This is a genomic window from Telmatospirillum siberiense, assembly GCF_002845745.1.
Classification (GTDB): Bacteria; Pseudomonadota; Alphaproteobacteria; order Rhodospirillales; family Magnetospirillaceae; genus Telmatospirillum; species Telmatospirillum siberiense.
Genome location: NZ_PIUM01000034.1, coordinates 37,887 through 58,708 on the forward strand (window position 1 = coordinate 37,887; position 20,822 = coordinate 58,708).

Consider the following 20,822-nt stretch of genomic DNA (forward strand, 5'->3'; position numbering starts at 1 on the left):
CCGACTTACCGTCGCTGGTTGATGGGGTCCCCCTCCGGATAGCGTCCGCCGTGGACGGCCGAGACCGGCACGGCGGCTTCGACGGCGGCCAAGTCCTCGGCGCTCAGACGCAGTGCCGCCGCCTTCACATTGTCCTCGAGATGGGCCAGCTTGCGCACGCCGGGGATCGGCACGATGGCCCTGCCCTGGGCCAGCACCCAGGCCAGGACCAACTGGGCCGAGGTGCAGCCCTTGGCCTCCGCCAGTCGGGCCAGCGCGTCGGCCAGGACGACGTTGGCCGCCAGATTTTCCTCGCTGAACCGGGGCAGGGTCTTGCGGAAGTCGTTTTCCGAGAGATCTCCGCCGTTGCGCACGGCGCCTGACAGCAGTCCTCGACCAAGCGGACTGAAGGGGACGAAGCCGATTCCCAACTCCGTGCAGGTGGGCAGCACGGCGGCCTCGGGATCGCGAGTCCACAGGGAATATTCCGACTGCACCGCCGCGACCGGATGGATGGCGTGGGCCCGGCGGATGATCTCGGCGGGCGCTTCGGAAAGGCCGATGGCCCTGATCTTGCCTTCCTTCACCAGATCGGCCAGTGCGCCGACGGTGTCCTCGACGGGCACGTCGGGGTCCACCCGATGCTGGTAGAAAAGGTCGATATGATCGATGCCGAGGCGCTTCAGCGAGGCCTCGGCCACGTCGCGCACATGCTCGGGCCGGCTGTCGAAGCCCAGGACGCTGCTCACGCCATTTTCCTTCGGTGTGAAGCGGAAGCCGAATTTGGTGGCGATGACCACCTTGTCGCGTCGTCCGCGCAAGGCGCGGCCGAGGAGAATTTCGTTTTCGAACGGGCCGTAGACTTCTGCGGTGTCGAAGAAGGTGACGCCGAGATCGATGGCGCGGTGGATGACCTCGATGGAGGCCGCCTCGGGCTGTCCGCCATAGGCGTGGCTCATTCCCATGCAGCCCAGCCCGATGGCGGAGACTGAAAGAGGGCCGAGGTGACGCTGTTCCATAACGCTGCTCCTGGTGGAAAAGGGGGGAGAGCGGGTGATGTTGACAGACTTGGGCCCCATCGTTGGGAATTTTCCAAAGATGGGCGGGATTTGAGCGTGGCCGTGCCGGCCGCGCTGCTTCTCAACGACAACGGGCGGATCTATGACGCGGCGCTCGCCGGGGTCGGCTTGGCTTACGGCGTCGAGGCCCGCGCGGCGCCTTATCTGGCGTCCGGCGCCCTGGTGCGCGTCCTCGACGATTGGTGCCCGACCTATCCGGGCTTTTTCCTCTATTATCCGTCCCGCAGCCATTTACGGCCGGCGCTGCGGGCCCTGATCGATTTCATCAGGGACAATGCGGCAGGCCATCCGTCAGTCCGACGGTGAGAACCCGCCAACCATCCCGGTATCCTTCGGCAAGGAGAACGCCTTGCTTCAGATGGATGGATCTGCTTTCCGAGCGCGGCAAAAGGACGTCGATCCGCGACGCCGTCGGGGGGACCTTCCCGGCGGCGGCGATATCGATGACGAGATCCCGGACGGACGTTTCGAGCGCGATGTCCCAGGTCCCATAAAGTCCCTGCCGGTAATCCCCGCCGTCGCCGTCGTCTTCGAAAATCGTCGTCGCGAAGCGTCCCGGCGCGGCGGGCGGAAATATGGCGAAGCCACGCTCGTCGGCCGGTTGGTTGAAGTGCTGCTCGGCGAGGTTGAGGGGCAGGATCGCGCCGGCCCGGACCAGCAGGGGCGGGCGATCCCAGGGGGCCGCCAATTCGATCTCCCGGCCGCCGACGAAATATTGGCCGGTCCAGTAATCGTACCAGTCGGCGCCGGCGGGCAGGTAGACCCGTCTCGACAGGACGCCCGGCTCCACCACCGGTGCGACCAGCAGGTTCGCCCCCAGCAGCATGTCGTCGTTTTCCTCGAAACATCTGGGATCGTCCGGAAAGTCGTGGAAGGTCGGACGGATCATCGGTTCGTAGCGGCTGTGTGAGCGCCACAACAGGTCGTAAAGATAGGGAACCAGACGGGCGCGGAATTTGATCAGGTCGCGGATGAAAGGGGTGAGCGCCGGATACATCCAGGGTTCGTTGGCCGTTTGATCGTCGTTCCAGGAATGAATGGAGAAACGCGGGAGGAAAATGCCGAACTGCACCCAGCGCAGGAACAGTTCCGGATCGGGGCGGGGACCGGCGAATCCGCCGATGTCGTGGCCGAGGTTGGAGACGCCGGACAATGCCAGCCCGCAGCCCATGCGGACGTTGTATTTCAACGTTTCCCAGCTCGTGTAATTGTCACCCGACCAGGTCTGCACATAGCGCTGCATGCCGGCGGCGCCCGAGCGCGAGATCAGAAATGGCCGCTTGTCCGGCGCGTGGATCTCCTGGGCCCGCTTCGATGTCTGGAGCATCAGCAGGGTATGCAAGGGTTTGGCGTTGCGGGCCGGTTGGGCTGTGCCGAAACCGTCGATCAGCGCGTCGTCGCTCCAAATTTCGAATTCGTTGTTGTCGTTCCAGGTGGAGGCGATGCCGTAGTCGAGCAGCGCGTCCGTCACCCTGGAGCGCCACCAGGCGATGGTCTTGGGATTGGTGAAGTCGAGATAGGCGCCGGTCTCGTCCCAGAACTGTACTGCGGTCGGCGCGCCGTCTCGGCCGTGGACGAACAGTCCCTCCCGCTCGGCTTCCGCGAACCGGGGATGATCCTTGAGCAGGCATGGCTTGATGTTGGCGCACAGGCGGACGCCGTGATCCAGATAGCGCTGGGCAAAACCTTGGGGATCCGGGAATTTGTCGCGGTTCCAGTGGAACACGTAGCGCTTTCCGGCGATCGAGGTGTAGCCCGACGACAGATGAAAGGATGTGCAGAGGATATCGTGCGTCCGGCAATTCTCCAGAAACTCTTCCATCCGCTCCTGGGCGTTCGGCGCGTCGGTATAGCTCATGGTCGAGCCGGAATATCCCAGGCTCCATTTCGGCATGAAGGCAGGCCGGCCGGTCAGCCAGGTGAAGCGGCGCGTGATGTCGGCGGGCTCGGTTCCACCGATCACGTAGTAGTCGAGATCGCCATGCTCGGCGATGAAATGGCGGTACAGCCCGTGATAATTGTCGAGTTCGCGGCCCATGTCGAAGGTGCAGTCGGCCAGCGTGTCGTAGAAGAAGCCCAGGGGAACCCGGCTGGCGCTTTTCCAGACCATGTAAAAGGGGATGTGCTTATAAAGCGGATCCGTGGTTCGCGCGCTGTATCCCATCGCATCGATATTGGTCATGCGATAGCTCTGGCCGCAGCGGTCGGCTGCGCCGGCCCGCTCGCCCAGGCCGAAATATTTTTCGTCGGTTTCACGTTTCAGATAGTGGTACACGCGACGGTCCCACCAGCCGAAATTGTAGCTTTGCGTTTCCCTGTCCGCGGCGGCCGGGCGCCATGCTCCGTCGAGGAAACTTTCCCACCGGCAGAAGAATCCCTTCAAGACGATCGTGAGGCGCAGGCAGGCGGTGGACAGGATCAGCCGGTCGGGATGTTCGTCGACGGAGTAGGAAGGCAGCGTGAATCCGGAAAGGTCGAAGCGGTCCCGGCCTTCCGTCGGAACATCGTCTCCGCCGGGCGCGATGGCCCAGGTGCGCGGAAAGCGGAGTTCGGAAAACGGCAGGACCATCACCCGGATGATGTCGTTCTCCAGCGGAAAGACATGCGCGGTATGCCCTTCGGCGCAGCTCAGCACGAGATGGTTGCCTGTCTTTTCCGTCAGCGAAAAAAGGGGGGCGGTGGCTAGGGTCATCTTGAATGTCGTTCCTGTTTTTCGGTGGGCTGGCGTCGGTTTTCAGGCCTTCTCGGCCACGGCGGTATCTTCGACGACGAGATTGCCGAGCAGCGTGATGGCAATGCAGGCCCCCAGCAGATCGAACACCGTCAGGCAGACGAACAGCGGATTGTAGCCGATGGTGTTGGCGAGCGCCCCGACGACCAGTGAAAAGCTCAATCCGCCGATCCACGAGGCCATGCCGGTCAGGCCGTTGGCCGTCGCCACTTCGTGACCGGGGAAGACGTCCGCGCTTAAGGTGTTGATCAATGCCGAGATGATCTGATGGGCGAAGCCGCCCACGCAAAACAGCGCGATGGCGGTGTAGGCGTCGGAGACCAGGCCGATACAGCCCGGGCCGATCATGCAGATCGCCCCGAAAACGATGCCGGCGAGGCGCGAGCGGACCAGATTCAGTTTGAAGTGCTTCATGAAGAAGGGGGACAGATAACCGCCTAAAATCCCGCCCATGTCGGCGGCCAGGAACGGCAACCAGGCGAACATGGCGATTTCCTTGATGTTCATGCCCCTTTCCGTGGTCAGATAAAGGGGAATCCAAAAGCTGAAGGTCTGCCAGGCCGGCTCGGCCAGGAAGCGCGGCAGGGCGATGCCCCAGAACCGTTTGGTGGAGAGGATTTCGCCGATCTTCGGCTTCGGCCGGCTGCCGTCCGCCATCAAGACCGGCGGGGTCTGGCCGTTGACGATGTAATCCCGCTCGCCGTCGGTCAGCGCCGGATGATCTTTCGGCGAACGATAAAACAGCCACCACAAGGCGGCGAACAGGAAACCCAGCGCGCCGGTCACGAGGAATGCGGCCTTCCAGTTGTATTGGAGCTGGACGAAGATCACCAGGGGCGGGGCCAGCATGGCTCCCAGGGAGGTGCCGGCGTTGAAATAGCCGACCGCCACCGACCGTTCCTTGTTCGGAAACCATTCCGCCACGGCCTTGATGCCGGCGGGGATGGCCGCCGCTTCGCTGATTCCCAGGAGGCCTCGGAAAAAGGCCAGCGACATCCATCCGGTGGCGAAACCATGGAAGCAACTGGCGATTGACCAGAACACGGCGAACAAGGCGAATCCGGCCTTCAATCCCAGAAAATCGAGGATGTAGCCGCAAACCGGCTGCATAACCGTGTAGGCCAGCTGAAAGGCCCCAACCACATAGGAATATTCCTGCGTCGAGAAATTGAGCTCGGTTTTCAGGGTCGGCGCCATGACGCCCAGGGAGTTGCGGGCCAGATAGTTGATGATGGTGCCAAGGCAAATGAGCCCGATGATCCACCACCGGAGTCCTGAAATTTTCATCGTTTCCTCGTCTTGTCGTTGTGTCGACAGCCGCTGGTCGATAGTCGGCTATCGGGGCCTGACGCTTCGGAAAGTATCTTGGCAAACGTTTGCCAAAGCTGTCAATGGGCCGATATCGGGAAAGTCGCCATCCAGTCCTGGCGTCTTGCCGGTATCGCGGTTTATTCAATAATCGGTGATAAGGCGCATGACGCCCTGTAACGACATGGATGAAAGTTGACGGGCTGATGACAGGTGTCAGGCGAAAGAGCGGGAGCGTCCCGGTGTCGTTGGCTACCGTCGCTGCGGCGGCCGAGGTGTCGATTTCGACCGTCTCGCGCATCGTCAACGGACAAACCCATCGCGCCTCGCGGGAAACGATCGAACGCGTGCGCGGGGCGATCGAAACCCTGGGCTATCGCCCCAACCAGCTTGGCCGGGCGCTGAAGCGCGGCGAAAGCAGGGTGGTGGCCATGTTGACGGCCAATCTCAATAATCCGGTGATGGCCACGGTCGCCTCTTCGGCGGAAGCGGCATTGCGCGCCGCCGGCTATGTGATGATCCTCTGCGACACCCATGACCGGCCGGAGTTGCAGGACGAATATCTGAAAGCCATGCGTTCGCAGGCGGTGCAGGGCTATATCCTGGTGACCAACGTGAAAAGTCCCGGCCTCGCCGAGTTCGTCGCGCGCGGCGAGCCGGCCGTCTTCGCCTGTCGCCGCAATCCTTATGCGTCCGGGGCCTTCGTCGGTATTGATAATGTCGGGGCGGGGGCCGACGCCGCGGATTATCTGTGGTCGCGGGGCTGTCGCGAGCCGGCCGTGCTCTTTCCCGCCCAATCGTCATCCACCATAGAGGATCGTCTGGCCGGCTTCTCCATGCGTCTGTTGGAACTTGGCGGGCGGTGTTCGAAGGCCGAGGCTCCGGGATTGTCCCATCTCGACGTCGGTTACGAGGCGGCCCGCAGTCTTCTGGACAGGGCGTCGCTGCCGCAGGGCGTGATGTGTCTCAGCGATCAGATCGCCTATGGAGCCCACCGTCTTTTTTTCGAGCGGGGTCTCCGGGTGCCGGACGATTGCGTCATGGTCAGCATCGACGGCAGCACCCTCAGTTCATGGCTGGCGCCATGGCTGACCTCCGTCAGGGTGCCGTACCACGAATTCGGCAGGCATATCGTCGATCTTCTCGGGGAAATCTGGCGGGGAGAGGCATCCGGCGAGCGGATTCTGCCTCACGCCTTCCAGTCGGATGTGTCATCCGACTTTGAATAAAGACGACCGGGCGCAGGGCGCCCGGTCGTGGAGACTTATCAGAAATGATAAGCGAGGCCGGCGCCCGTGAATACCTGTCCCTTGTCCTGGACGATCGGGCTGTCGGCGGCGTCGCCGACGAGTTCCGAGACTTTGGCGATGCCGAACAGCAGCCAATGGGGGCTGATCTGATAGGTGGCGTTGGCTCCGACGGAGATATCGTTGAGGCCTCCGTTCGCGGTGTAGGTGGACAAGCCGGAGTTACGGGATTGGGTCCCGGTGACACCGAAATACCGCTTCATGTGGTCGGAATCGGCGAAAGACAATTGCGGGCCCACCTTGACCATCCAATCGGTAGCCGGATGCAGGGCGTAAGTGACGCCCACCGAGCCCACCAGACCGTTGCCGCTATGGGTGACGGCTTGCAGGACTTTGGTGCGGACTTCGAAGCCTTGCCATTGGTAGGCAGCATACCCGCCCATCTGCAATGACCCCGAGATGTTGCCCAGCCCCTGGAGGTGGGGGTCGTCATTTTCATCTCGCCCACTGGTGTATCCGACAAGCAGACCAGCCCGGAAACCCCCGGATTTTACGATGTTGGCGCCAAGCCCCTCCGGCCCAATGGAGCCTAGTCCCGAGTAGGAAACCGAACCATAGGGAATCGGGGTGAAGTGATAGCGTTTGGCACCTTCGAAACGAGGTGCGTAACCAGCGCCGAGACCCAATGTGACATTCCACGGGCCGCTTGATGGATGATCCGCATCGGTTGGCTGCTCAAGTTGCTGATCGAGGGTTTCCTCAGCCTTCACCGAAGCTGCACCGATGCATAGACCAAGGGAGAGCACTGGGATGAGCATATGGCGATGGAAACAAGGAAAGGGAGATTGCACTTCAATGACTCCGATGATAGGGACGCGGCAGCTTAGCACGAGAGTCTCGCGATGCGAGCCTTCGAGGGCTGCGGTTGTGGCATGTCTGCGTTAAGTTTTATTAACGAGACAGGCTATTGGTTTGATGCTGGGAAGGGATTATTGGCTCGCCCAGACGATACGTGCCAAGGATACCACTTCGTCGACCGGCAGGCTGAGTTCCACGTCATTGGCTGCCAGTGGCTGTAGTTCGATCCGTTTGGCGGTATGTCGGATGAGACGGCGAACAAAAATTTCCCCCTTGGTCGTGCGGACCAGGACGCGGTCTCCCCGGCGCGGCGCCATGGATGGCGAGACGATCAGAATGTCGCCGTCCTGATAGATCGGCGCCATCTGATTGTCGGTGATCTCCAAGGCGAAGGCATGAGGGTCGGCGATCTGAGGCAGGGCGATTTCGTCCCAATCGCTGCCGATCGGAAAGCCCGAAGCGTTGAAACGCCGGTCCATATCGATGTCATGCAGATTGGTCAGGGGTACCGTCTGATGGGGGGGCAAGGTTTGGTCGGGGCGGACCAGACCGACGAAATGAGCGAAGCTCGCCCCGGTGGCTTCGAGAATCTTTGCGATGCTCTCGGTACTCGGCCAGCGGGCCTTGCCTTCTTTCGTGATGCGCTTGCTGCGATTGAATGTCGTCGGATCCAATCCGGCCCGTCGAGCCAGTCCAGATGCCGTCATCCGGTTTTCCTGGGCCAGGCGATCGATGGCCGCCCAAATATCTGCATGCGTCAACATGGGAACACGATCTCAAAAAGAGAGGGATCGAACGGCGCCGGGGACATGCTTGCGCGCATGATATGAACCTTTTGGTTGATGGAGCATTTTTTATAAAACAGGTTCTAACCAAGCGGAAAAGAAAGATTCTTAATCAGAGAAAAAAATGACTCTCGAGCTGCGCGGTTCGAGGTCTATCTACTGTACGGCGATAAGCGGCGGAAGGGAATAGGGTCTTACTTCGATTGTTATCGAAGGCCTGATTGGCCTGGGGGCATGGGGGGACGCCGCTTGTCATAAAATCTCCATTTCGGCGCCGATTGCTAAACCGTCTGTTACAGCGTATTGAGGAGCCGATTCGCGCCGTCATCCGGCGCATTGGCAGTCAACGTGACGGGAGGAGCTATTGCCGAGAACGATCATTCCGGCCGCCGTCAGCTTTGGTCCCGCCCTTCGGCCCAATGTTTGGGATCTGGCCGTCTTGCCGTTGGTGTTGGCCATCCTCTGGGTTCTCGCCTTCGGTGGCGCCCAGATGGCCACGCCTTACAATATCGGCGATCCCTTGTCGATCACTCTCGATCCCGAGGCGCTGCCCTATTATCTGTTGCGGTCGTTCCTGCGGATGGCGGCCGGGCTTCTGGTGTCTTTGGTTTTCACCCTGGTCTATGCGACCCTGGCGGCGAAAAGCCGCTATGCCGAAAAGATCCTGATTCCCGTCCTCGACGTGCTGCAGTCGATCCCGATTCTCGGTTTTCTGTCGATCACGGTGACCGGGTTCATCGCTCTTTTTCCCGGCAATCTGCTGGGGGTGGAATGCGCGTCTATTTTCGCCATCTTCACCTCCCAGGCCTGGAACATGACCTTCAGCTTCTATGCGTCGCTGCGGACCGTCCCCCACGACCTGCATGAGGTCGCCGACATGTTCCATCTGTCGGTGTGGCAGCGGTTCTGGCAGTTGGAATTGCCCTTCGCGGCTCCCGGACTGATCTGGAACATGATGATGTCGGTTTCGGGGGGATGGTTTTTCGTCGTCGCCTCCGAGGCGATCACGGTCAACGGCCAGACCATCACGCTGCCCGGCATCGGCTCCTACATCGCCATGGCGATCAGTGAGCGGAATCTGCCGGCGATCGGTTGGGCGATTCTCACCATGCTGATCGGTATCATTATTTACGATCAGTTGTTTTTTCGTCCGCTGGTCGCCTGGGCCGACAAGTTCAAGTTCGAATCCCTGCCCGGCGAGGAAGTTCCCACCTCCTGGTTGCTTGACACGCTGCAGAGGACGCGTCTGCTTCGGGTCTTCAGCGCGGTGCCGGTGCTGCTGTGGGAATGGTCCCTTCCGGTATTCCGCAAGCGTTTCGATGGATTGGCGGCCACGGACAGATTGAATTTCCGTCTGCCGTGGTTCGATCGCGTGTGGACGTTGTTTTTGTTGGGAATCGCCGCTTACGCCGTCTATCGGATCGGCGAATATGTCCAGGCCGAGGTCGGCCTGGACGAGGTGCTCCATGTCTTCGTTCTCGGCTTGGCGACGGCGGTCAGGGTGATCGTGCTGATCGCCATTGCCGCGCTGATCTGGGTGCCGATCGGCGTCTGGATCGGCTTTCGTCCCAAGCTGGCCCAGGCGGTGCAGCCGATCGCGCAGTTCATGGCGGCGTTCCCAGCCAATCTGATGTTCCCGGTGGCCGTCATTCTGATCTTGCATTTCAACGCCAGCGTCGAAATCTGGACCAGCCCCCTCATGATCCTGGGCACCCAGTGGTACATCTTGTTCAACGTGATTTCCGGAGCCATGTCGATGCCGAGCGACTTCCGTTCGGTGGCCGATAATTTCGGATTGAAGGGGTGGCTGCGTTGGAAGCGTCTGATCCTGCCCGGTATCTTCCCGTCCTTCGTCACCGGCGCCATCACCGCTTCGGGGGGGTCATGGAACGCCAGCATCGTGTCGGAAATGGTCAGTTGGGGGGATACAACCCTGATGGCCACGGGTATCGGATCCTATATCGCGGACAATACGCAGAAGGGGGATTTTCCCCGCATCGCTCTCGGGGTGGCGGTGATGTGCTGCTACGTGATGCTGTTCAACCGCCAGATATGGCGTCGCATGTATCGTCTGGCCGAAGAGCGCCTGAGAATCGATTGAGAGGATTTGCCCGTGACCGATGACAATGAACTGCTGATCGATCTCGAAGGCGTGCGCAAATTTTTCCGGGCCCCCGATCATTCCGATCGGGTGGTGCTGGAGGATGTGAACTTCCAGTTGAAGCAGGGCGAGATCGTCGCTCTGCTGGGCAAATCCGGGTCGGGAAAGTCCACGTTGCTGCGGATCATCGCCGGGCTGATCGACGCCAACGGCGGCAAGGTGCTTTATCGAGGCAAAAGCATCAGCGGGCCCGTGCATGGGGTCTCGATGGTGTTCCAGTCCTTCGCCCTGTTTCCCTGGCTTACGGTTCAGCAGAACGTCGAATTGGGGTTGGAAGCTTTGGCCGTGCCCGCCGCGGAGCGCGAGGAACGGGCGCTGGAGGCCATCGACGTGATCGGTCTCGGCGGTTTCGAATCGGCCTATCCGCGCGAGCTTTCCGGAGGCATGCGCCAGCGGGTCGGGTTCGCCCGGGCGCTGGTGATGCGCCCGGACGTTCTGTTGATGGATGAACCTTTTTCCGCTCTCGACGTGCTGACGGCAGAAACCCTGAGCGCCGATTTGCTGGAGCTTTGGCAGGAACGCAAGATTCCGACGAAGGGTATCCTTTTCGTGTCGCACAACATCGAAGAGGCGGTGGCGATGTCGGATCGAGTCTTGATCTTCTCTTCCGATCCCGGCCGCGTGAAGGCCGAGGTGCCGGTTCCCCTCGCCCATCCGCGAGACAAGGATCTTCCCGCTTTCAAGGCGATCGTCGATCAGGTCTACGCGATAATGACCCAGCGGCCGCTACGGCCCGCCGGAGCAGAGGCCCTGAGCCTCGGCTATCGTCTGCCGTCGGCCACGCCGCATAAGATCGAGGGCATGATCGAGACGCTGATCGAGCCGCAGTTCGACGGCAAGGCCGATTTGCCCGCCTTGGCCGACGAACTGCAACTTCCCGACGATGCCCTGTTCCATCTGCTGGAGGCGGGAGCCCTTCTGGGATTCATCCGCGTCGATGAGGGCGATGCCATTCTGTTGCCGTTGGGGCGTACTTTCGCCGAGGCCGAGACGACCGAGCGCAAGGAGTTGTTCGCCGAGCAATTGATGTCTCATATCTCGTTGGCCAGCCATATCCGCCACGTTCTGGACGAGCGGCGCGATCACCGCGCGCCGGAGGGCCGGTTCATTCAGGAACTGGAGGATTTCCTCAGCGATGATGAAGCCGAACGGGTGCTGGAACAGGTGATCGCCTGGGGGCGTTACGCCGAAATCTTCGACTATGACTATACGTCCGGCGTTCTCTCCTTGCCGGAGGAGGACGAGGAGGAGAGGGGGGACGGCGAGGCGTCATCGGGTGAGGATGCCGCGGCCGAATAGGGGGGCGGTGCATCCCGCGCTTGTCCAAGGCCCGTTCTTTCGGATAGGGTCCGGCGCATGAGCACTTCCATCTATCACATGTGCCGGCTCGCCGAGTGGCAGGCGGCCGTGGCCGCCGGGGCCTATCCGGGATCGTCACAGGATCTCGCGGATGGGTTCATTCATTTTTCCACCGGGGCGCAGGTCCGGGAATCGGCGCGACGCCATCGCGCCGGGCAGGACGGTCTGGTTCTTCTGGTGGTCGACGGCGCCCGTCTGGGGGAGGCTCTGCGTTGGGAAGAGGCGCGCGGGGGCCAGTTGTTTCCCCACCTTTACGGAGCCCTTCCCCTCGACGCCGTGATGGCGGTTCACGACCTTCCCCTCGACGCTCGAGGGGAACACCGTTTCCCTTTGCTCGAAGATTGAGATTTTGTTCGATTATTACCGCTTTGCCGGTCCGCTGATCCGCCTGCTGCCCGCCGAGGCGGCGCATAATCTTTCGATCGCGATTCTGAAGACGGGATTGGCGCCGCGTCAGCCCGCCGTCGACGATCCGGCGTTGAAGATATCGTTGTGGGGGCGTGAGTTCCCCAATCCCATCGGATTGGCCGCCGGTTACGACAAGAACGCCGAGGTTCCGGACGCGTTGTTGACGCAAGGCTTCGGCTTCATCGAAGTCGGTACCGTGACCCCGCAACCGCAGCCCGGAAATCCCAAGCCCCGCCTGTTTCGTCTGGTCGGGGAAAAGGCGGTGATCAACCGCATGGGTTTCAATAATCAAGGCGCTCAGCGCGTTGCCGGTCGTCTGGCTCGCCGCCGTTCCGCCGGTATCGTCGGGGTCAACCTGGGAAAGAACAAGACGACCGAGGACGCCGCCGCCGACTATGAAAAGGGTGTGCGGATCCTGGGGCCGCTGTCCGACTATCTGGTCATCAATGTTTCCTCCCCCAATACGCCGGGCTTGAGGGCCCTGCAGAGCCGGTCCGCTCTTGAGGATCTGGTCGGGCGGGTACGCCACGCCCTGCACGAACTGCCCTCGCAGCCGCCACTTCTCCTGAAGATCGCCCCCGATCTCGGGGAGGACGACCAGCGCGACATCGCCGAGGTGGTGCTGGCGGCCGGGCTCGACGGGTTGATCGTCACCAACACCACCATTGGCCGTCCGGACGGCCTGGTTTCGAAAAACAAGACCGAGACGGGCGGCTTGTCGGGACCACCGTTGTTCGAGCCATCCACCCGCATGCTGCGCGAGATGTACCGATTGACCGGAGGGCGGTTGCCGCTGATCGGGGTTGGTGGCATCACCACCGGCGCCGAGGCCTATGCCAAGATCCGCGCCGGGGCATCTCTGCTTCAGATCTATACGGCACTTATCTATCACGGTACCGTGCAAGTGACCAGGATCAACCGTGAGTTGTCTCAACTGTTGCATCGCGATGGTTTTCGCAAATTGGCCGATGCCGTCGGCGCCGATCATCCGAGTGCCGGATGAGCGTGCCGATCCTGACGGGCTTACGCCAGATCGCCGATCACTATGACGGGTTCATTCTCGATCTCTGGGGGATCATCCACGACGGTTTCACCCGCTACCCGGGAACCCGGGAAACCCTGGCGGAGCTGAAGCGGCGGGGCAAGCGGACCGTCATGCTGTCCAATGCGCCGCGCCGCGCCCGATCCCTCATCGATCTGATGACGGAGCTGGGCATCGAGCGTGACCTCTACGGCGATATCATCACTTCGGGAGAGGCGGTCTTCCTTGAATTGCACTCGCGTCGTGATCCGTGGTTCGCCGCTCTCGGTCGCCGCTGTCTCCATGTGGGAACCGAGCGGGACAAAGATCTCTTCGAGGGGCTCGCCCTCGATCTGGTCGAGGAGGTGGATCACGCCGAGTTCCTGTTGGTGACCGGTCCTTTCCGGTTCGATGACCGGGTTGAGGACTCCGCGCCCCTGTTGCAGGCGGCTGCGACGCGTGCATTGCCGATGGTTTGCGCCAATCCGGATCTCGTGGTGATCAGTGAGGGGCGTCCACTCGTCTGCGCTGGTGCGTTGGCGGCCTATTACGAAGACATCGGTGGCGACGTCCGGTATCGCGGCAAACCGGATCCTGCGATTTACGACGTTTGCATGGAGCGTCTGGGCATCGCCGACCGAGCCCGGGTGCTGGCGGTGGGCGACGCTTTCCGGACCGATGTGGCTGGTGCCCAGGCGGCGGGATTGAGCAGTCTGTTTTGCAGCGGCGGCATTCACGCCGAGGAGATCGGGACCGTCTACGGGCAAACGCCCGGCGCCGACGCGCTCGAAGCGGCGATTGTCAGGCACGGAGGTTTGCGGCCCACGGCCGTCATCGGGGGCTTTATCTGGTAAAGAAGAGCCCGGCGTATGCATTATTACATATGAAATATTTAAAATACTGTCTTTGTCCCGATGGTGGGGGCGGTGATCCTTCCGTAGACTGAAGGCTCCGGCATGCTGCCATGCCCGGCCTCCTGGTGGACGAAAATGATCTTCCCGCCTGGCGTGCGTCAATTTCTGGCGTTGTTTCTTCCTTCCGCGATTCTAATCGTCATGGGGGGCGCGCTTTACGGCCGGGCGGAAACCCGGCGTGAAATCAGTCAGAGCCAATCCTTGCAAACCGTTGAGGTGGCTGGGGGCGCGGATGCCCTGCGCCATAGCCTGCGGGCGGTCTCGGCGGATGTGGCCTTCCTGGCCGCCTTGCCGCGGCTTCATCAGGCGATCAACGAGCCCAGTCCCGCCAATCTGGCGTTTCTTTCCGCCAATTTCATCGCCTTCGCGGAAACCTCCGGAATTTACGACCAGATCCGCTGGCTGGATGAAACCGGCATGGAGCGGGTGCGGGTCAACTACGCGGACGGCCGGGCCTGGGCGGTTCCGGACAGCCAGCTCCAGAATAAGGCTGATCGTTACTATTTCAGCGAAGCCAGTCGGTTGGGAGAGGGGGAGATCTATCTGTCGTCCTTCGATCTCAATATCGAGCGTGGCGAGATCGAGACGCCTCTCAAGCCGACGCTGAGGCTGGGCGCGCCGCTCATCGATTCGGCAGGACGGCGACATGGCGTCGTTGTCCTCAATTATCTGGGGCGGGATCTTCTGGATGCCTTCTCCGAGGCCGGCAGCCGTTCGGAAAGCTCTCTCGGATTGATCAATCAGGACGGCTTCTGGCTGAAGGCCGAGGATTCCCAGGATGAATGGGGCTTCATGTTCGGCCGCGACGACGCCACGATGGCGCGGAAAAATCCCGAGGCTTGGCAAAGGATCCACTCGGCCGCCGAGGGACAGATGGAATTGTCCGATGGATTGTGGACCTGGCAGACGGTTTTCCCGTCGCTTCAGGTTGCACGCGCTCCCTCCCGGAAGGCGGAGCGGCGTGAAGCGGCTCCCGGCGGTGAGCGATGGACGGCGGTCGCCCATCTGCCGAAGGCGCGGCTCGACGAGGTTCGTCGTCACATTTGGGGGGTCCTTGTCCCGATCACCGCGCTATTGACCGGACTGGCCGGGTTGGCCTGCGGTTTCCTGGCCCGGTCGCGCCGCCGCATCGCCTTGCTGAACGACGATCTCGCCCGCAGAGTCGAGGAGGCCGAGGCGGCGAACCAGGCCAAAGCCAGATTTCTGGCCAATATGAGTCATGAAATCCGCACTCCGATGAACGCCATCCTCGGTTTGGCTCATTTGTTGGAAAATGCCGAATTGGGGGCCAACGAACGGGATCTGGTCGGAAAGATCTCCATTTCCGGAAAATCCCTCCTCGGCACCATCAACGACATTCTCGATCTTTCCAAGATCGAGGCCGGGCGGTTGGAGATCGAACATGTGCCGTTTCGCCTATCCGACGTCCTGGACGATCTGGCGGCCATCCTGGCGACCAGTGTCGCCGTCAGCGACATGGAACTCATCATCGGTCCGCCACCCGCCGAAGCCCAAGCGGTAATCGGCGATGCTTTGCGGCTTCGCCAGGTCCTGGTCAATCTGGCATCGAACGCCATCAAATTCACTCAGGCCGGTGAAGTGGCCGTGCAGGTGGCTCTGGTGAGCCGGGCCGATTCTCTCGTGACCTTGCGTTTTTCGGTGAGCGATACCGGGGTGGGGATTCCTCCGGATCAGCAGGCTGCCATTTTCGCACCCTTCGCTCAGGCCGATTCCTCGACGACCCGCAGATTTGGAGGTTCCGGGTTGGGGTTGACCATCTGCCATCATCTGGTCGCCGCCATGGGGGGGAAAATAGGGGTGGTTAGCCAACCGGGGCAGGGCAGCGAATTCTGGTTCACGGTTCCCTTGGAGATCGCCGCGGATCAACCCCTGGCGATTCCGATGATGGCCCGGCTGCATCTTCTGATCGTCGATGACAACAAGATGGTCCGGGATATTCTACAGGCCACCGCCCGCTCCTTGAACTGGACGGCGGAAGCGGTAAGCTGCGGCGAGGTGGCCGTCGCCAGGCTCCGGGCGTCCGATGGCGAGACCAAGTTCTGCGACGTCGTTCTGATCGACTGGGCCATGCCCGGCCTTGACGGCCTGGCCACGGCGCGCGCCATCAGGCAGATCGATATGCCGTCGCGGCGGTCGTTGATTCTGATCATGGTGGCCCCCTTCGCCAGGGCCGAGGTGGTCGAGTCCCTGGCCGCGCAGCAGGGCGGCGTGGACGGCCTTGTCACCAAACCGGTGACGGGATCATCTCTCTATGACGCTGTCGGACGCGCGCTTCGCTGGCGTGACGGGGGACTGGCCGCAGCGGCTCAGGATGAGCAGATGCCTCCGCGTGGCCGGCGGTTGGCGGGGTTGCGTCTTCTGGTGGTCGACGACAACGAGATCAACCGGGAAGTCGCTCGCCGTATCCTGGAGGTCGAAGGGGCCACCGTGGCTCTCGCCGGGGATGGCGCGGTGGCGCTCGCCTATCTCGCGGAACGGCCGGATAAGGTCGATGTCGTGCTGATGGATATCCAGATGCCGGTGATGGACGGCTATGAAGCGTGCCGGCGTATCCGGGCGGATCTGGGGCTCGCCGGGCTTCCCGTCATCGCCTTGACCGCGGGGGCGCTGTCCAGCGAACGCGAGGCGGCGCTTCAGGCGGGGATGAACGACTTCATCCCCAAACCGATCGACGTCAATCGGATGATTGCCGTGCTCAGGCGGATCAATTGGACGCCTCCGTTGGCTTCCTCCGCCGACGGCAAAATCGTCTCGCCGATCGGGGCGGGGGCTCCTGGGGATGTCGTCCGGGCAGCAGCGGCGGCGGCGGCGGGGATGACCGGAGAGTTGCTTCATGCGTTGAAGCGGGCACTGGACAATTCCGATCCGGGGACCGCCCGGTCCCTCCTGGCTGCCTTGGCCGGTCATTTGCCTGCTGATCAGCTCAGCCTTTTGGTTGAGCTGATCGGGGCCTCAGATCTGGTCGGCGCGCGCGCTCTGGCTGCGGATCTGGCAATCCGTCATGGGATGGGGGCGGTTTGGGAAGGAGGGGAATAGTGATTGTCCGGTGTTTCAGGGCATGAACTGCTCGGCGAGAATCCGCTCTTCCAGATTGTGTTCGGGATCGAACAGAAGATCCAGGCTGGTACTTCGGTCCTCATAGACCTCGACCTGCGCGACATCGCGGACCTCGGTATAATCGGCAACGGCGGATATCGGGCGCTTTTCGTTTTCCAAAACCTCGAACGACACCTTGGCTTTGTGGGACAGCAGCGCTCCGCGCCATCGTCTGGGGCGAAAAGCCGAGATGGACGTCAGGGCGAGCACTCCGGCACCCATCGGGATGATCGGTCCATGCGCCGACAAATTGTAGGCCGTGCTGCCCGCCGGCGTGGCGACCATGACGCCGTCGCAGATCAGTTCCTCGAGGCGAACCCGGCCGTCGATGCGAATCCGGATCTTCGCGGCCTGGCGGGTTTCTCGCAGCAGCGAGACCTCGTTGATGGCCAGGGCTTCGTGCGTCTGTCCGTCAACGGTGACGGCCCGCATGACCAGAGGATAGAGCCGGACGGTTTCGGCCCGTTCAAGACGATCCAGCAGGCTGTCGTCGCTATAGACGTTGAGCAGGAAGCCAACGGTTCCCCGGTTCATCCCGTAGATCGGAACATGACGGTCGATATGGCGATGCAGGGTTTCCAGCATGAATCCATCGCCGCCCAGGGCGACGATGACGTCGGCCTGATCGGGCGTCGCCGTTCCGTAACGTTGGCGCAGATGTTCCAAGGCACGCTGCGCGGCGTCATTCTCGGCAGCGACGAAAGCAACACGGGCAAATTTCATCGATATGTTTCCGCTGGTGAGGGGGCGAGTATAGCGTAGCGGAGCATCTTCGCCATCGTGAGGTGGGGATTTAAGGGCCCAAGGGTGTGGCGCGAAATAATCGCACCACACCCTTGGGTTTGATATGACGCCTCCGCTCCGCTGTCGGCGGGCGAGAGGCGCCGCTCGGGCCAGAGGGCCTGGTTCGGTAATTCCGTCCCAGGCCCTAGGCGGAAATCAGCCGCCCGTCGTGCTCATGTAGCGGGCCAGGGCGGGGCGCCTGTGATCGTGGTCGATGACGAAATCATGTCCTTCCGGCTTGTGCGAAATCCCCCGCAAGATCGCCTCTTGGAGACCGCTGTCGGATTCGCCCGCCCGCAATGGCGCGCGCAGGTCGAGCGCGTCTTCCTGTCCCAGGCAGGGAAAGAGCGTGCCGGTGCAGGTGACGCGGACGCGGTTGCAACTGGCACAGAAATGTTCGGTCAAAGGCGTAATGAACCCGAGCTTCCGGCCGGTTTCGGCGACCCTTACAAAACGCGCCGGGCCGCCGCTGGAGAACGTAATGGGCTCCAGGGTCCAACGTTTCTCAAGACGACGCCGCACGGCATTCAGGGGAACATACTGATCGAGGCGGTCGCCCCCGATCTCTCCCAAAGGCATCGTCTCGATCAGGGTCAGGTCGAATCCCTGTTCTCCGCACCATGCGACGAGGTCGTCGATCTTATCCCCATTGACGCCCTTCAAGGCCACCGTGTTGATCTTGACCGCCAGTCCCGCGGCCTTGGCGGCTTCAAGGCCGGCGAGAACCTTGCCCAGATCGCCGATGCGGGTGACCTGCCGGAAAATATCCGGATCGAGACTATCGAGGGAGACGTTGATACGCCGCACACCGGCGGCGGCCAGTCCGGCGGCGTGGGCTGCAAGCTGCGTTCCATTGGTGGTCAGCGTCAATTCATCGAGATGCCCGGCCGCAACCTGAGCGCCCAGGTTCGCGATCAGATCCATGATGCCCCGTCTGACCAGGGGTTCTCCGCCGGTCAGGCGCAGTTTGCGAACGCCGAGGCGCATGAAGGCGACCGCCACCCGTTCCAGTTCCTCAAGGCTTAAAACCTCGGCCTTGGGAAGGAATTCCATATCCTCGGCCATGCAATAGACGCAGCGGAGATCGCACCGGTCGGTAACGGAGAGCCGCAGATAGGTGATCTTACGGCCGAAAGGATCAATCATCAGAGGTGTTCCGCCTTTTTCTGAAACGGTTCCGAACCTTGCCTTATATGGCGATGGTTCGGCTCCGCGTCCAAGTCCGTTCTTTAAAATCATTCGCAGGACCGCGTCAAATGGATAGGGGCCGCAACGGGGTAATCGCTTGAACGCGATAGTCCCGGTTAAATTCCGGTCCCTCATGCGCCGGGCGGGACCATCCGTCAGCCGTAGAGGCGGTAGAAGCGGTCGAAGCTTTGGCGCAAGTCCGACAGGGCGGCCCGGATGGGGGCGTGCCGGCCTCGCAAGACCGCCGCCCTCAGTCCTCGGACCTGACGCGACAGGTTTTCCAGGGCATCCAGGAATTCCGGTTCGCCGGCCCAGCGTGCCGGGGCCCGTTTTTCCAGTTTTTCTCCCAGATAGGCCAGGACGCCGACCTGTTCGCAGAGTTGGACGAACTGATCCGGTGAAATCTCTTCTTCGTCGAGGTCGTCGTCGGTGGTCTCGGACAACTTGTCATCGAACGCATCGAGAGGGGCCGCGTAATCATGCGGTTCGCCGGCATGCCGCAAATCCGTCAACATCGGGCGGATTTGCGACAGCGTGAGATGCGCCTGGTCCAGGCGGCCCCGGTCGTTTTGCAATTCCGCCTTTTCCGCGACGTCGGCGATGTCTTGAACGCGCTGTTCCACCTCATCTTCCTGTATCGGTCGGCAGGGCGCGCAATCGGCAGCGCGTTCGGCCACGGCGCGCCAGGCGACGCGGAACGCCGCCAGCGCGGAGTTCGCCGCCGCGCCGTCCTGATGCAAGGGGTCGGATTGAAAGAGGGCCTCTCGATAATAAGCCGTCGCCGCGCCCATCAGCTCCTCGCAGGTCAGGACGTCCTCGGCGTCGGCCGGACTGGTGCTTAAAAATAGGGCCAGGGCCAAGAGTTGGAGTTTCGTCATGACGGCATCATTCCCGGCAATGGTTGCTTAACGAGATGTTACCTATCCCGCCGTCATTATGAATTACCTCAAGATCGAGGCAATGCCTCCGGACGGCGGGGGAGGGAGCTTATCCTGACGACAAAAAAAGGCATTGGTGGCATTTTTATTGTGATCTGTCCCCAAGTGAGGACTGTGGAGGGGCGGCAGCGGCGATAAGGTGACCATGACGAAACGGTGTGAAAAGAAAATTTCCCGCGCCGAGTTGTTCCGGAAGCCGGCGTTTTCGGGGGGGCGGGAATGAAGTGCGATGATCCTGCGGTCTTGGCGGAACTTCTTTGCGCTCGTCTCTGTCACGATTTGGCGGGCGCGGTCGGCGCCGTAGGGACCGGAGTGGAACTACTGGCCGACGACGGCGTCGGCGGTGAGCTGGCTGACGATGCCCTGGCCCTGTTGGCGGGAAGCGCGGCGGCGGCGATCCATCGGTTGAAGTTTTTGCGTGTGGCGTTGGGGGGGGCTGGTTGTGCGATGTCCTCCGATCAGATGCGCGCAATAATTGGCGATTTCTTGAATTCCCGGATGGGGGAGGCCGACATGGTGCGCCTCGAGTGGCGGGACGGCGAACAGCGGAACTGGGACGGCGACGAGGTCAAGCTGCTGCTGAATATGGTCCTGCTGGCCCGTGATTGTCTTCCCCGGGGCGGAAGCGTGAGTGTCGAAAGGTTGCCCGCCGCATCATGCGGGCTCCGCATCACGGCGCAGGGGGTGGGGATGATGACGGCGGAATCGGTCAAGGCCCTGCATGCGACGGATGTCTCCACCTTGAGACCACGCGGCGCGCAAGGGTTTTATACGGCGCTTCTTGCGAGCAGGATGAGTTTGTCGATCAATTATGAAGACAGTCATGATCGTATGGTATTCGTAACGATCCAAAAACAAAAAAATGAAAAAGGAGGGGCGGGCTTCTGAAGCCAGGCTTTCTCAAGGTAACGGCGCATGCTATTAATTAGTTTCTTAAGGCGTGGGG

At 61.7% G+C, this 20,822-nt stretch carries 17 protein-coding genes; 9 read left to right on the forward strand and 8 right to left on the reverse strand.

Translation table 11 applies throughout. The annotated features are described in order from the left end of the window. Window positions 1-5: 5 nt before the first annotated feature. Complete coding sequence (locus CWS72_RS22295) at window positions 6-998, reverse strand: aldo/keto reductase (RefSeq protein WP_101252861.1); 993 nt, start codon at window positions 996-998, stop codon at window positions 6-8. 96 nt (window positions 999-1,094) lie between these two features. On the opposite strand from CWS72_RS22295, the gene CWS72_RS22300 reads away from it, so the two are divergent. Continuing rightward, window positions 1,095-1,364, forward strand: a complete 270-nt coding sequence (locus tag CWS72_RS22300; RefSeq protein WP_241911853.1) for a LysR substrate-binding domain-containing protein — start codon at window positions 1,095-1,097, stop codon at window positions 1,362-1,364. Here the strand turns inward: CWS72_RS22300 and CWS72_RS22305 are convergent. Together CWS72_RS22305 and CWS72_RS22310 are read right to left on the reverse strand one after the other, a co-directional pair. After that, complete coding sequence (locus CWS72_RS22305; RefSeq protein WP_101252863.1) at window positions 1,324-3,750, reverse strand: glycoside hydrolase family 31 protein; 2,427 nt, start codon at window positions 3,748-3,750, stop codon at window positions 1,324-1,326. The genes CWS72_RS22300 and CWS72_RS22305 overlap by 41 nt on opposite strands. Before the next feature lie 42 nt (window positions 3,751-3,792). Further along, window positions 3,793-5,076, reverse strand: a complete 1,284-nt coding sequence (locus tag CWS72_RS22310) for an MFS transporter (protein WP_101252864.1) — start codon at window positions 5,074-5,076, stop codon at window positions 3,793-3,795. Between the two features lie 263 nt (window positions 5,077-5,339). Here CWS72_RS22310 and CWS72_RS22315 point away from each other — a divergent pair, with 263 nt between their 5' ends. Beyond that, a complete protein-coding gene (locus CWS72_RS22315; RefSeq protein ID WP_241911854.1) occupies window positions 5,340-6,326 on the forward strand; it encodes a LacI family DNA-binding transcriptional regulator in 987 nt (328 codons plus the stop codon). Between the two features lie 38 nt (window positions 6,327-6,364). Here the strand turns inward: CWS72_RS22315 and CWS72_RS22320 are convergent, their stop codons facing one another. Then, a complete protein-coding gene (locus CWS72_RS22320) occupies window positions 6,365-7,114 on the reverse strand; it encodes a MipA/OmpV family protein (protein WP_158240778.1) in 750 nt (249 codons plus the stop codon). 219 nt (window positions 7,115-7,333) lie between these two features. Continuing rightward, complete coding sequence (locus tag CWS72_RS22325; protein WP_101252866.1) at window positions 7,334-7,966, reverse strand: S24 family peptidase; 633 nt, start codon at window positions 7,964-7,966, stop codon at window positions 7,334-7,336. 385 nt (window positions 7,967-8,351) lie between these two features. Here CWS72_RS22325 and CWS72_RS22330 point away from each other — a divergent pair, with 385 nt between their 5' ends. From CWS72_RS22330 to CWS72_RS22355, 6 genes are all read left to right on the forward strand, one after another. Continuing rightward, the gene (locus tag CWS72_RS22330; protein WP_241911855.1) at window positions 8,352-10,088 is read left to right on the forward strand and encodes an ABC transporter permease; all 1,737 of its coding nucleotides are present in this window, start codon (window positions 8,352-8,354) and stop codon (window positions 10,086-10,088) included. Between the two features lie 12 nt (window positions 10,089-10,100). Continuing rightward, window positions 10,101-11,447 carry an ABC transporter ATP-binding protein gene (locus CWS72_RS22335; RefSeq protein WP_241911856.1) on the forward strand — a complete coding sequence of 449 codons (1,347 nt, stop codon included), beginning with the start codon at window positions 10,101-10,103 and terminating at the stop codon, window positions 11,445-11,447. Between the two features lie 57 nt (window positions 11,448-11,504). Next, on the forward strand, window positions 11,505-11,852 hold the full coding sequence (locus tag CWS72_RS22340; protein ID WP_199175885.1) for a DUF952 domain-containing protein: 348 nt from the start codon (window positions 11,505-11,507) through the stop codon (window positions 11,850-11,852). 4 nt (window positions 11,853-11,856) lie between these two features. Further along, window positions 11,857-12,918: a quinone-dependent dihydroorotate dehydrogenase gene (locus CWS72_RS22345; protein ID WP_101252868.1), complete on the forward strand. Its 1,062-nt coding sequence runs from the start codon at window positions 11,857-11,859 to the stop codon at window positions 12,916-12,918. Further along, window positions 12,915-13,790, forward strand: a complete 876-nt coding sequence (locus CWS72_RS22350; RefSeq protein WP_101252869.1) for a TIGR01459 family HAD-type hydrolase — start codon at window positions 12,915-12,917, stop codon at window positions 13,788-13,790. The genes CWS72_RS22345 and CWS72_RS22350 overlap by 4 nt, the downstream gene beginning before the upstream one ends. A gap of 135 nt (window positions 13,791-13,925) precedes the next feature. Further along, window positions 13,926-16,907 carry a hybrid sensor histidine kinase/response regulator gene (locus tag CWS72_RS22355; RefSeq protein ID WP_158240779.1) on the forward strand — a complete coding sequence of 994 codons (2,982 nt, stop codon included), beginning with the start codon at window positions 13,926-13,928 and terminating at the stop codon, window positions 16,905-16,907. Window positions 16,908-16,922: 15 nt separating this feature from the next. Here CWS72_RS22355 and CWS72_RS22360 read toward each other — a convergent pair whose 3' ends face one another. From CWS72_RS22360 to CWS72_RS22370, 3 genes are all read right to left on the reverse strand, one after another. After that, a complete protein-coding gene (locus CWS72_RS22360; RefSeq protein ID WP_101252871.1) occupies window positions 16,923-17,690 on the reverse strand; it encodes an NAD kinase in 768 nt (255 codons plus the stop codon). 216 nt (window positions 17,691-17,906) lie between these two features. Next, window positions 17,907-18,896, reverse strand: coding sequence for a GTP 3',8-cyclase MoaA (moaA, locus tag CWS72_RS22365; RefSeq protein WP_101252872.1), 990 nt, complete (start codon window positions 18,894-18,896; stop codon window positions 17,907-17,909). A gap of 197 nt (window positions 18,897-19,093) precedes the next feature. Then, complete coding sequence (locus CWS72_RS22370) at window positions 19,094-19,816, reverse strand: hypothetical protein (protein ID WP_101252873.1); 723 nt, start codon at window positions 19,814-19,816, stop codon at window positions 19,094-19,096. Between the two features lie 507 nt (window positions 19,817-20,323). On the opposite strand from CWS72_RS22370, the gene CWS72_RS22375 reads away from it, so the two are divergent. Continuing rightward, window positions 20,324-20,764 (forward strand): histidine phosphotransferase family protein, encoded by a 441-nt coding sequence (locus tag CWS72_RS22375; RefSeq protein ID WP_158240780.1) that lies wholly within the window; start codon window positions 20,324-20,326, stop codon window positions 20,762-20,764. The last annotated feature ends 58 nt before the right edge of the window (window positions 20,765-20,822 follow it).